General features: G+C 55.1%; 8 protein-coding genes. 5 read left to right on the plus strand and 3 right to left on the minus strand.

Going from position 1 to position 13,196, the window contains the following annotated elements; genetic code table 11:
• Positions 1–47 precede the first annotated feature (47 nt).
• From rtcB to J4617_RS16810, 3 genes are read left to right on the plus strand one after another with little or no spacing between them, the layout of a single operon-like run.
• Positions 48–1,262, plus strand: coding sequence for an RNA-splicing ligase RtcB (rtcB, locus tag J4617_RS16800; protein ID WP_017465341.1), 1,215 nt, complete (start codon positions 48–50; stop codon positions 1,260–1,262).
• 3 nt (positions 1,263–1,265) lie between these two features.
• Positions 1,266–2,300 carry an RNA 3'-terminal phosphate cyclase gene (gene rtcA / locus J4617_RS16805; RefSeq protein ID WP_000101029.1) on the plus strand — a complete coding sequence of 345 codons (1,035 nt, stop codon included), beginning with the start codon at positions 1,266–1,268 and terminating at the stop codon, positions 2,298–2,300.
• The gene (locus tag J4617_RS16810) at positions 2,297–2,857 is read left to right on the plus strand and encodes a hypothetical protein (RefSeq protein ID WP_000220926.1); all 561 of its coding nucleotides are present in this window, start codon (positions 2,297–2,299) and stop codon (positions 2,855–2,857) included. The genes rtcA and J4617_RS16810 overlap by 4 nt, the downstream gene beginning before the upstream one ends.
• A 141-nt stretch (positions 2,858–2,998) precedes the next feature.
• Here the strand turns inward: J4617_RS16810 and malT are convergent, their stop codons facing one another.
• Positions 2,999–5,704 carry an HTH-type transcriptional regulator MalT gene (malT, locus tag J4617_RS16815; RefSeq protein ID WP_000907030.1) on the minus strand — a complete coding sequence of 902 codons (2,706 nt, stop codon included), beginning with the start codon at positions 5,702–5,704 and terminating at the stop codon, positions 2,999–3,001.
• Between the two features lie 594 nt (positions 5,705–6,298).
• On the opposite strand from malT, the gene malP reads away from it, so the two are divergent.
• Both malP and malQ read left to right on the plus strand, forming a co-directional pair.
• The gene (gene malP, locus J4617_RS16820) at positions 6,299–8,692 is read left to right on the plus strand and encodes a maltodextrin phosphorylase (protein WP_000082250.1); all 2,394 of its coding nucleotides are present in this window, start codon (positions 6,299–6,301) and stop codon (positions 8,690–8,692) included.
• A 9-nt stretch (positions 8,693–8,701) separates the two neighbouring features.
• Positions 8,702–10,780 carry a 4-alpha-glucanotransferase gene (gene malQ, locus J4617_RS16825; RefSeq protein ID WP_017465342.1) on the plus strand — a complete coding sequence of 693 codons (2,079 nt, stop codon included), beginning with the start codon at positions 8,702–8,704 and terminating at the stop codon, positions 10,778–10,780.
• Between the two features lie 118 nt (positions 10,781–10,898).
• Here malQ and gntT read toward each other — a convergent pair whose 3' ends face one another.
• Both gntT and nfuA read right to left on the minus strand, forming a co-directional pair.
• The gene (gntT, locus tag J4617_RS16830) at positions 10,899–12,215 is read right to left on the minus strand and encodes a gluconate transporter (protein WP_001131741.1); all 1,317 of its coding nucleotides are present in this window, start codon (positions 12,213–12,215) and stop codon (positions 10,899–10,901) included.
• A gap of 376 nt (positions 12,216–12,591) precedes the next feature.
• Entirely contained in the window at positions 12,592–13,167 is a 576-nt protein-coding gene (gene nfuA, locus J4617_RS16835; protein ID WP_000619387.1) for a Fe-S biogenesis protein NfuA, read from the minus strand.
• Positions 13,168–13,196 lie beyond the last annotated feature (29 nt).

A 13,196-nucleotide genomic window follows, 5' to 3' on the forward strand; every position in this document is an offset into this window, starting at 1 on the left:
TCACATAAACTTGTCGCCACCCTAATGATTAAAACGAGAAAAAAATGATGAATTACGAATTGATGACCAACCAGAACGCACCGGTAAAAATGTGGACCAAAGGCGTACCGGTAGAAGACGATGCCCGTCAGCAACTGATCAATACGGCGAAAATGCCGTTTATTTTCAAACATATTGCCGTTATGCCGGATGTGCATTTGGGGAAAGGATCGACCATCGGTAGCGTGATCCCGACGAAAGGGGCGATTATTCCGGCGGCGGTGGGCGTGGATATCGGCTGTGGAATGAACGCGCTGCGTACCAGCTTAACGGCGGCCGATCTACCGGAAAACCTGGCGGATCTGCGTAGCGCCATAGAGGCCGCTGTGCCTCACGGGCGTACCACCGGACGCGGGCATCGCGATGTGGGCGCATGGGGAAACCCGCCCGCCAACGTTGATGAAAAATGGGCGCAACTGGAAGCGGGATATCAGTGGTTAACGCAAAAATATCCGCGCTTTTTGAATACCAATAACTATAAGCACCTGGGAACGTTGGGAACCGGTAACCACTTTATTGAGATCTGTCTGGATGAAACCGATCGGGTATGGATCATGCTGCACTCCGGTTCGCGCGGGATCGGTAACGCCATCGGCACCTATTTTATCGGCCTGGCGCAGCAAGAAATGCAGGAGCAGTTAGAAACGCTGCCGTCCCGCGATCTGGCGTATTTTAATGAAGGAAGCGAATATTTTGATGATTATCTGAAAGCGGTACACTGGGCACAACAATTCGCCAGCCTGAACCGCGAGGCGATGATGGAAAACGCGCTGGCGGCGCTCCAGCGCTGCGTGGAAAAACCGATCGCCCTCGATATGGACGAGATAAACTGCCACCATAACTATGTGCAAAAAGAGCAGCACTTTGGCGAAGAGATCTATGTGACGCGTAAAGGGGCGGTTTCGGCGCGGCGCGGTGAGTTCGGTATCATTCCTGGTTCGATGGGGGCGAAAAGCTTTATCGTGCGCGGGCTGGGTAACGAAGAGTCGTTCTGTTCGTGCAGCCACGGCGCCGGGCGTGTGATGAGCCGAACGAAAGCGAAGAAACTGTTTAGCGTTGACGATCAGATTCGCGCCACCGCGCATGTCGAATGCCGTAAAGATGCGGACGTGATCGACGAGATCCCAATGGCGTATAAAGACATTGATGCGGTGATGGCGGCGCAGTCTGACCTGGTGGAAATCATGTACACCCTGCGGCAGGTGGTGTGCGTTAAAGGATAGAAAATGGCAAGGATTATCGCGCTGGATGGCGCACAGGGAGAGGGCGGCGGGCAGATTTTGCGCTCGGCGCTGAGTTTATCAATGATAACCGGCCAGCCGTTTGAAATGAGCGGCATCCGCGCCGGGCGCGCCAAACCGGGGCTGCTACGCCAGCATTTAACGGCGGTGCGGGCGGCAACGGAAATCTGCGGCGCGCAGGTGAACGGCGACGAGCTGGGCTCGCAACAGTTGCGTTTTACGCCGGGGCCGATTCGCGGCGGCGAGTACCGTTTCGCGATTGGTAGCGCGGGCAGTTGTATGCTGGTGCTACAAACCGTTCTGCCCGCGCTGTGGTTTGCCGATGGTTCATCCCGCGTGGAGGTTCACGGCGGGACGCATAATCAGGCCGCGCCCAGCGCCGATTTTATTTGCCGCGTCTGGGAGCCGCTGTTGGCGAGGATGGGCATCAGCCAGCGCACCACGCTGATAAAACACGGCTTTTATCCGGCAGGCGGCGGCGCGGCGGCAACGGTCGTCGAACCGGCAGCGTCTTTACGCGGTCTGACGCTGATATCGCGCGGCGAGACGCTGCGCACCACCGCTGAAGCTTTGCTGGCGGCGGTTCCTTACCACGTTGGCGAACGTGAAGTCGCAACGCTGGAAGCCCACTTCCCGCAGGCGGAGAAAAACGTCGTTGCGCTGGAAGGCGGCTGCGGGCCGGGCAACGCGCTGTCGCTGATGATTCAAAGCGAACAACTGACCGAACTGTTCGCCGCGTTCGGCGTAAAAGGCACCAGCGCGGAAGCGGTAGCTAACCAGGTTGCGCATGAAGCGCGGCGCTATCTCGCAAGCCCGGCGGCGGTGGGAGAGCATCTGGCCGACCAGCTGATTTTACCGCTGGCGCTGGCGGGCGAGGGCGCGTTTACCGTGGCGCGGGCTTCCGCTCACTTGCTTACCAATATTGCGGTGGTGGAACGGTTTTTGCCGGTAACGTTCAACCTGGAGGAGGCGAGGGAGATGGTGCAGGTTATGGTAAGTAAAAAGGATAGCGGATCATGACATACCACGCTGATTTCCTTGATACTGAACAACGCGTTGCTGACGCCATCCCGGAGAGGGATGTTAATCCCTTTTCCGGCCCTTCAACGATGCGGCGAAGAGTGCTGGTGAGTCAGGACGGCGAGCCGGTTATCGTGCTGTGTCTTTTTGTCGCGCTGGAAGAGGGGCGCTGGATCGTTGAGCAGTGCTTCAGCGGCATCATGAATAATGATAAGACTATTGCGATATTATACGGTCAGCACGTTCACTTATTTGATACGGATTCACATCAGGTTAAGAGCCTGTTTCTTGATGATTATGTTGGCCATATTTATTCAATACCCGATGTTTGGGATCATAAGGCCTCGCTGAGCGAGAATTTCCTGGTCACAACCTTTCAGTATACGTTTCTTATCCACGTGAGTTCCGGCATTATCTGGCGATCGGAACCGTGTGGTATTGATGGCGTCATTATTCACGATATCCGGGAGGGTATTATTTATGGCAGTGGTGAGTGGGACCCGCCGGATGGATGGGCGCCATTTAACCTGCGGCTGAGCGACGGCCATCGGGCCTGAAGCCAACTCAGCGTCTGGATTTACGTTTATGCCGGATGGCGGCTACGCCTCTACGCCTTACCCGGCCTACAAAACCAGCAATATCAATATGTTTTAAAATGACTCTACAGGCCTGATAAGCGAAGCGCCATCAGGCACACGTTAAACCCCGTACCCCATCATCTTCAGCAACTGCTGCGCGTGCTGTACCGCGTCCTGACGGTGCGCGACGCCGAGTTTCTGGTAGAGGTTGCGGATATGCGTCTTAATGGTGGTCGCGGCCACCGCCAGTTCGCCGGCAATCTGTTCGTTGCTGTAACCGGAATAGATAAGCCCTAACACCTGCCATTCACGCTGGGTGAGCGGGCTGGTGCGAATAAGCTCCGGGACATCCGGATGGTTAAGCAGGCGCTCGACGAAGCCTTCGTCAAAATGGGCGAATTTATGCCGGTGATGTTGGTTAATCTCTCGCAGGATGCGCTGCGCGCGATGCTGCTCCATCTCCGGCAGCGTATTAAGCTGGATAAGCTGACGCAATTGTTGCGCCATGGCTTCGCCTTCAATCACAAAATGGCTGATAAATCCGGTGCGGTTGGCGAGCTGTAAGGCATCAAGCAATACGCGCTGGGCGTCGTTTTTCCGCCCGGATTGCCAGTAAAGCTGATTGAGTAACAGCAGATTGCGGTTTAAATCGCTCATTAAGCGCAGGCTACGGGCATTCTCATTTAACTCTTCCAGCACGATTTCCGCAGGCTCGAATTCGCCCAGCAGGATCTGCGCGCGGGCGATATTCCGCCATTGTCCTTGCAGAAAATGGTTATTGGCAAACGCCGGTTTGGGCGTATGACGTAACCAGTTGGCGGCGGATTTCTTGTCGCCGGTTAACTGCCAGTAAATGACACGCACTTTATCGGCGTTAGAGATCCAGTCGCAGTGATAACGACCATTGCCTAATAAATTTTCCAGTCGGTTAAGCTGACTACGGGCATTATCCAGATCGCCGCGCGCCAGCGAGCACTGCACCAGTAACGTCAGGCACTGCAACTGTTGTTGCGGCTGGAAGGTGGACAGCACAGCGATACCGCTGCGCGCCGAGGCCTCCGCTTCGTCAAGGCGCGCCCACGCCCACAGCAATTGCGCGCGGATACGTACCAGAAACTCATGCATCGGCAGTTGTTCCAGATGTTGCTCTTTGATCAACTGGAAGGCTCTCTCCTGCGTTTCCCATGCGGCCTGCAGGAATCCCTGGGCGAACTGAATTTCGCTTTGTTGAATTAAGCTCCACAGCGCGTAATGCCAGACGTCATGATGGCGCGCCATTTGTTCGGTTTGCTGCATCAGCGATAAAGACTGGCTGAGATCGCCTTTACAGTGCAGCACTTCGCCGTGAACGGAGGTCGCGACAATACGGCTATAAAACCAGGCGAGAGGAAGCTCATCCAGCGCCAGTTTCGCCAGCCGCTCAGCCTCTTCCGGATTGCCGTCGTTGATGGCGACCTGGGCGCGCAGCGCGTTAAATTCAGCATGTAGCGTGCCGTCCATGACCCCTTTGATCTCTTGCTCGGCGCGCGCCAGCAGCGTATTCACTTCGCTGTAGCGGTGTTGGCTTTGCATCAGCCAGGCCTGTAACAACACCAGCCGCGGATTTTCCAGCAGGCTTTCCCACGGCAGCGCTTTTAATGACTCTTCCAGCAGCGCCAGTTCACTGTGATTAAACAGCCCCCACGCATGGTTAAGCAGGATATCGCGCAGCATTTGCGCGTCACCCGCCGCCAGCGCATGATGAATAGCTTCGCTGGGAAAACCTTGTTCCATCCAGCTTTCCGCGGCCGCACGGTGGATCTCCGGTAGTTCCGCCGCCAGTTCCCACTGGCAACGCTGGCGCAGAAAGCTACCAAACAACGGGTGATAGCTGAACCATTCGCCCGTGTCGTCCATGCGTTGCAGGAATAACCCCTGGCGCTCAATCTCCTCCAGCCGCATCTGGCCGTTTTCTTCGCCGGTCACGCGCACAATCAACGCGTCATTCATTGAGCGTAAGATCGCGCTTTTAAGTAAAAAATGTCGGGTGCTGACATCCACGTTATCCAGTACTTCGTCCACCAGATAATCAGAAAGGTGGCTGGCATTAATCCCGGCAAGACGGCGGGCGGAGTGATGCGCAGAGGTATGGTTCTGGCGCGCGGAGAGGGCGATCAACTGTAGCGCAGTGGCCCAACCGGCCACATCGTCGCACATGCGGCTGCTCTCAGCGGCTTCAATGGGCGACGAAAGACGACGGTCAAAAAATTGCTTTGCTTCCTGATGGTTAAAAGCCAATTGCTGGCTGCCGATTTCCAACAGCTGATCGCGCACGCGCAGATTAGCGATGCCCAGTTGCGGCAAATTACGCGATAACACCACCAGGGTGAAATTTTCCGGCTGATGCCGTAAGAAAAAGCGCATCGCGTCGTGAATCACCGGATTGGTAATCAAATGGTAGTCGTCAATCACCAGATAAAGCGGGCGATGCCATTGCGCCAGTTCAATAAAGAGCTGTGCGAAGAGAGACGTCAGGCTGGCGTACTGACGTTTTTGCGCCATCGCTTCGCTGGTAGAGCAGTGTCCGCCGGTGGCCTGTTGGATAGCGGCAATTAAGTAACTGGCGAATCGCTCTTGCTGGTTATCGCCTTCGTCGAGAGAGTACCAGCCCAATTCATTTTTGCCCGCCGCCCACTGTGAGACAAGCGTGGTTTTGCCATAGCCAGCAGGACTGGTTACCAGGGCGAGCCTGAAATTGTTCGCGCCGGAAAGTTTAGCCAACAGCCGCTCACGAACCACGGTATGGTCGAGACGAACCGGACGACTTAATTTAGACGGAATCAACATAGCAATCACTTCACTGTGGGAAATGGGGGGAACTGCGATTTTTTTTGCGCTTCGTAATTAATACGATATAAGGTCGGCCAGAAAGCATTTTAATGCAAGCTAAGCAGACTTTTTATGTGTCTGAATTTGCACTCTGTCACAATTCTAAATAACGGTATTAAAAAAGTATTCGGCGCGGTTGAAACGAGCGTCAGAGCTGGGCTGAGGTCATATTTCCGTTATTGTAAATAATGTCCTGGACAGGATGCGGATTTAACACAATGGCGATACCAGGCGTTTAATTAATTATGTTAAGTTAGTGAACCTCCCGCTGCTGAATATTTCAGGTAAGAAACTATTTCGGCGTTCATATAATCTTCGAAAATACCCCTTCGCGATTTACTGTTATTTCTGTTTATTCATTTGATTATGCGTAACACTGGGTGTCGTTGACAGGAATCGGCGCGTTTATACAGGGGTAAGTGGCGGCGATCACACTTTTATGCTCATCCCCGCTCCTCCTCCCTCCCTAATCATTGCCGGGAGGAGGAAGGTCAACATCGAGCCTGGCAAACTAGCGATAACGTTGTTTTATTACCCGAGGACGGATTTCCTATGTCACAGCCAACCTTCAATAAAGATCAATTCCAGGCCGCCCTGACGCGTCAGTGGCAGCGTTTCGGTTTACTGTCGGCGTCCGACATGACGCCTCGTCAGTGGTGGCAGGCCGTTAGCGGCGCGCTGGCGGAATTACTGAGCGCGCAACCGGTAGCGCAGCCGACGAAAGGCCAGCGTCATGTGAACTACATTTCGATGGAATTTTTGATTGGCCGCCTGACGGGAAATAACCTGTTAAATCTGGGGTGGTACCAGGACGTTAGCGATGTGCTGAAAGCGCACGATATTAATCTGACCGATCTGCTGGAAGAGGAAGTCGATCCGGCGCTCGGCAACGGTGGTCTGGGACGTCTGGCCGCCTGCTTCCTCGATTCGATGGCCACCGTCGGGCAGTCCGCTACGGGCTATGGTCTGAACTACCAGTATGGGCTGTTCCGTCAGTCATTTGTTGAGGGCAAGCAGATGGAAGCGCCGGATGACTGGCATCGCGGCAGCTATCCGTGGTTCCGCCACAACGAGGCGCTGGACGTCCAGGTTGGAATCGGCGGTAAAGTCACCAAAGAAGGGCGCTGGGAACCCGGTTTTGTGATTACAGGCCAGGCCTGGGATCTGCCTGTGTTAGGCTATCGTAACGGTGTCGCTCAACCGCTGCGTTTGTGGCAGGCGACCCACGCGCATCCGTTTGATCTGACCAAATTCAACGACGGCGCTTTCCTGCGGGCGGAACAGCAGGGTATCGATGCGGAAAAACTGACGAAGGTGCTTTATCCCAACGATAACCACACGGCGGGTAAAAAACTGCGTCTGATGCAGCAATACTTCCAGTGCGCCTGCTCGGTAGCGGATATTCTGCGTCGCCATCATCTGGCCGGACGCAAACTGCATGAGCTGGCGGATTACGAGGTCATTCAGTTGAACGATACTCACCCGACTATTGCCATCCCTGAACTGCTGCGCGTGCTGATTGACGAGCACCAACTGAGCTGGGATGACGCCTGGGCTATCACCAGCAAAACCTTCGCCTACACCAACCATACCCTGATGCCGGAAGCGCTGGAGTGCTGGGACGAGAGGTTAATCAAAGCGCTGTTGCCGCGTCATATGCAGATTATCAAGCAGATTAACGATCGCTTTAAGACGCTGGTCGATAACACCTGGCCTGGCGATAAGCAGGTATGGGCAAAACTGGCGGTGGTGCATGACCGTCAGGTACGCATGGCCAATATGTGCGTGGTCAGCGGCTTTGCGGTCAACGGTGTGGCGGCGCTGCACTCCGATCTGGTGGTGAAAGATCTGTTCCCGGAATATCACCAGCTTTGGCCGAACAAATTCCACAATGTCACCAACGGCATTACGCCGCGTCGCTGGATCAAACAGTGCAATCCGCAGCTTGCGGCGTTGCTGGATAAAACGCTGAAAAAAGAGTGGGCTAACGATCTCGACCAGTTGATCAACCTCGAAAAATACGCTGACGACGCCAAATTCCGTCAGCAATATCGCGACATCAAACGGGCGAACAAAGAGCGCCTGGTGAAATTTATCCAGGCCCGTACCGGGATTGAGATTTCGAGCCATGCGATTTTTGATATTCAAATCAAACGTCTGCACGAGTACAAGCGTCAGCATCTGAATCTGTTGCATATTCTGGCGCTGTACAAAGAGATCCGCGAAAACCCGCAGGCCGACCGCGTACCGCGCGTATTCCTGTTTGGCGCGAAGGCGGCGCCGGGCTATTACCTGGCGAAGAACATCATTTTTGCTATCAATAAGGTTGCGGAAGCCATTAATAACGACCCGGCGGTGGGTGATAAGCTGAAGGTGGTTTTCCTGCCGGATTACTGCGTCTCGGCGGCGGAAATGCTCATTCCGGCGGCGGATATTTCCGAGCAAATTTCTACCGCCGGGAAAGAGGCGTCCGGCACCGGCAACATGAAACTGGCGCTGAACGGGGCGTTGACTGTGGGAACGCTGGACGGCGCTAACGTTGAAATCGCTGAGAAGGTGGGTGAAGAGAATATCTTTATCTTTGGCCATACTGTGGAAGAGGTCAAGGCGCTCAAAGCCAAAGGCTACGATCCGGTGAAATGGCGTAAAAAAGACAAAGTGCTGGATGCGGTGCTAAAAGAGCTGGAAAGCGGTCAATACAGCGATGGCGATAAACATGCCTTTGACCAGATGCTGCATAGCCTCGGCAAACAGGGGGGCGATCCGTACCTGGTCATGGCGGACTTCGCCGCTTATGTCGAGGCGCAAAAGCAGGTGGATGCGCTGTATCGTGACCAGGAAGCGTGGACGCGCGCCGCGATCCTCAATACCGCGCGCTGCGGTATGTTCAGTTCCGATCGCTCTATTCGCGATTATCAGGCCCGTATCTGGCAGGCAAAACGCTAAGGGAGCGCGATGGAAAATAAACGTCTCGATAGTGCCGCGCTGGCGGCGGGGATCAGCCCCAGTTACATCAATGCTCATGGCAAACCGCAGTCTATTGGCGCTGAAACCAAGAGACGTTTGCTGGCGGCGATGCACGGCACGACAACAGGACCACAGTCGGTCGTGCCGAATGTGAAGGTTTATACCGCGGGTAAAAAAATGGCGTTGCCGGTAGAGGGGCGCGGTGAGTTTGCCTGGCTGCTGACTACGGAAGAGGGCGTGCATTACAAAGGGCGCGTGACGGGCGGTAAAAAACTTAACCTTCCGGCTACATTGCCGGAGGGCTACCACACCCTGACGTTGACTCAGGATGAACAGCGTACGCACTGCCGTATTATCGTTGCCCCGCCGCGATGCTATGAGCCGCAGGCGCTGCTGGAGGGGAAAAAACTGTGGGGGGCCTGCGTCCAGCTTTATACTCTGCGTTCAGAAAAAAACTGGGGTATTGGCGATTTCGGCGATTTGAAGTCGATGCTGGTCGACGTGGCGACACGCGGCGGCGCGTTTATCGGCCTGAACCCGATCCACGCGCTTTATCCGGCGAATCCGGAGAGCGCCAGTCCCTACAGCCCCTCGTCTCGTCGCTGGCTGAACGTGATATATATCGACGTCAACGCCGTCGAAGATTTCCGCCTGAGCGAAGAGGCGCAGGCATGGTGGCAAATGCCCGCCACACAGCAAAAGCTGCGACAGGCGCGCGATGCGCAATGGGTGGATTACGCTACCGTTACCGCGCTGAAAATCACGGCGCTGCGGATGGCGTGGACGCGGTTTGCCGCTCGCGACGATGCGCAAATGGCGGAGTTTCGTCACTTTATCGCCCGCGAAGGCGAGAGCCTTTACTGGCAGGCGGCATTCGACGCGCTGCATGCGTATCAGGTAAAAGAGGATGAGCAGCGCTGGGGCTGGCCAGCCTGGCCGGAGGCGTACCAGTCGGTAGAGTCTCCCGCGGTAAAACAATTCTGTGAAGCGCACCGCGAAGAGGTGGAGTTTTACCTCTGGCTTCAGTGGCTGGCCTGGCGCCAATTCGCCGCCTGCTGGGATACCTGCCAGAGTTTTAAACTACCGATTGGTCTGTACCGCGATCTGGCGGTTGGCGTAGCGGAAGGCGGCGCGGAAACCTGGTGCGACCGGGAGCTGTACTGCCTGAAAGCATCTGTCGGCGCGCCGCCGGATATCCTCGGCCCGCTCGGTCAGAACTGGGGGTTGCCGCCAATGGACCCGCATATCATTGTCGCCCGGGCGTATGAGCCCTTTATCGACCTGCTGCGCGCCAATATGCAAAACTGCGGCGCGTTGCGCATTGACCATGTCATGTCGTTGCTGCGTCTGTGGTGGATACCGTATGGCGAAACAGCGGATCAGGGGGCTTACGTCCATTATCCGGTAGATGATTTGCTTTCTATTCTGGCGCTGGAGAGCCAACGTCACCGTTGTATGGTGATAGGCGAAGATCTGGGGACGGTGCCAGTTGAGATTGTCGGCAAGCTGCGCGATAGCGGGGTCTATTCTTATAAAGTGCTGTGGTTTGAAAATGACCTTGAGAAAAACTTCCGCGCGCCAGGCGCGTATCCGCAACAATCGATGGCTGTCGCCTCGACGCACGATCTCCCCACGCTGCGCGGCTATTGGGAATGCGGTGACCTGACGTTGGGTAAAGCTCTGGGGCTTTATCCGGATGAAGTGATTCTGCGCGGGCTGTATGAGGATCGCGAGCGGGCGAAACAGGGGCTATTGGACGCGCTGCATAAATATGGCTGTCTGCCAAAACGCGCCGGGCATAAGGCATCGTTAATGTCGATGACGCCAACGCTAAATCGCGGACTTCAGCGCTATATCGCCGACAGTAACAGCGGTCTATTGGGGCTTCAGCCGGAGGACTGGCTGGATATGGCCGATCCGGTTAACGTACCGGGCACCAGCGATCAGTATAAAAACTGGCGGCGGAAGCTCACCGCCACGCTGGAGCAGATGTTTGCCGATAAGGGCGTAAACAAGCTGATTAAGGATTTGGATAAGCGCCGAAAAGCGGCCGCGAAGAAGAAGTAATAAAGCCGGGGATTTCCCCGGCTTTATGATGGTGAGAGCACGTAGGCCTGATAAGCGCAGCGCCATCAGGCAATCCTGGCGCACATTGCTGCCTTATCCGGCCTACAAGCCGCCTCGCTTAAACCACCATACCCAACAGCAGACAGCCGATCAGGCCGCAGACGGAGATGATCGTTTCCAGCATCGACCAGGATTTAATGGTCTCGCCGATAGTCAAATTGAAATACTCTTTGAACAGCCAGAAGCCCGGGTCGTTGACGTGAGAGAAAATCACGCTCCCGGAACCGACTGCGATAACCATCAGTTCAGGGCTAACGCCGGTAGTGGCGATCAGCGGCGCCGCAATGCCGCCTGCGGTAATCGCCGCGACAGTCGCGGAGCCCAGCGCGATACGCAGCACCGCCGCGATAGACCACGCCATTAACAGCGGAGAGACATTGGTTTCATGCATCATTGAAGCGATGTATTTATCCACGCCGCTATCGACCAGCACCTGCTTGAACGCGCCGCCGCCGCCGATGATCAGCAGCATCATGGCGATAATTTTGATGGAAGAGACCAGCGTATCGTTAATCTGATCCATTGAACGCCCGCGGTTCAGGCCAAAGGTGAACATCGCAATCAGTACGGCAATTAACGTAGCCATTACCGGGTCGCCCAGGAACTCGGCAACGGGCAGGAAAGCGTGGCCTTTTGGCAGAATCATCTCGGCAACCGCACGCATCGCCATCAGAATAACCGGAACCAGCGACGTCCAGACGCTGACGCCAAAGCCCGGCATCTCTTCTTCCGTAAAGGTTTTCGCGCTGTACAGGCCTTCCGGGATCGGCTTATCGATGCCTTTCAGAAAACGGGCGTAAACCGGTCCGGCAAGGATCACGGTCGGGATCGCCAGAATCGTACCAAACAGCAGCGTCTTACCCATATCGGCATGGAAAATCGTGGCGATCGCGGTTGGACCCGGGTGCGGCGGCAAGAAACCGTGTGTGACGGAGAGCGCCGCGGCCATCGGCACGCCGACGTACAGTAACGGGATATTCGCCGCTGCGGCAATGGTGAATACCAGCGGCAGCATCAGAACGAAGCCCACTTCATAGAACAGAGCGAAGCCGACGGTAAAGCCGGTTAACACTACGGCCCACTGAATATGCTTTTTACCAAATTTCGCGATCAGGGTAGTGGCGATACGTTGAGCGCCGCCGCAGTCGGCAAGCATTTTGCCCAGCATGGCGCCGAACCCCATAATCAGGGCCAGACTGCCAAGCGTACCACCGACACCGGCTTTGATGGAGCCGATGACTTTATCCAGAGGCATTCCCTGCATCAACCCGACAGCGAGCGCTACCAGGACAAGGGCGATAAATCCGTTCATTTTGAAGCGGATCATCAGAAGAAGTAACAAGATAACACCGATAGCAACGATGACTAATGGCATGATTTACCTGGCCTTTACTTTGTTATGGGTAACGTCATTGTTTCGACGACAAATTCCTGTTGTTCCCGACGGGAACAGAGTCGCAATAGCACCAATAATGATTACCGTTGAAACGAATGAGCGTAGTCAGATGTTATATGGATGTTAGGTGCCCATAAGAATGATACGGGTAACATATGGGTGTTGAAAATGACCCTGGCAGGCAAAATTTAAATTATGAGACACAGGTCATGTTATCGGCGAAAGAAGAAGGGCCATTGTTATGAGATGTGGTTGATAGCGCCGGATGGCGGCGTAGACGCCTTATTCGGCCTACGGTGGGGCAGACAAGGCCCGACAGGCGCAAGCGCCATCGGGCATGGATGCGGGGAAAATCTTAGTAGTATGAGTGCTCGCCGCGCTGGTGTTCGGTCAGATCGCGAACCCCTTTCAGTTCCGGGAATTCATTCAGCAACTGTTTCTCGATCCCTTCTTTCAGCGTGACGTCAACCATCGAGCAACCGTTACAACCGCCGCCAAACTGCAGAATTGCATAGCCTTCATCGGTAATTTCCATCAGCGAGACGCGACCGCCGTGGCCCGCCAACTGCGGGTTAATCTGCGATTGCAGAGCATATTCCACGCGCTCCATCAGCGGCGCGTCATCGGCCACTTTGCGCATCTTCGCGTTTGGCGCTTTCAATGTAAGTTGAGAACCTAGCTGGTCGGTCACGAAATCAATTTCCGCGTCTTCCAGATAGGGCGCGCTCAGCTCGTCGACATAAGCGGTCAACAGGTCAAATTTCAGTGCAGTATCGGTGGCTTCTACGGCGTCGGGCGGACAATAAGAAACGCCGCACTCTGCGTTAGGAGTGCCGGGATTAATGACAAATACGCGGATTTGCGTCCCTTCTTCCTGATTTGCCAGCAGTTTGGCAAAGTGCGCTTGTGCAGCATCGGAAATACGGATCATAGTAATGGCCTAATAGTTGACTATTTTAG

Source organism: Salmonella sp. 32010601201800023SM, assembly GCF_017572235.1.
Classification (GTDB): domain Bacteria; phylum Pseudomonadota; class Gammaproteobacteria; order Enterobacterales; family Enterobacteriaceae; genus Salmonella; species Salmonella enterica.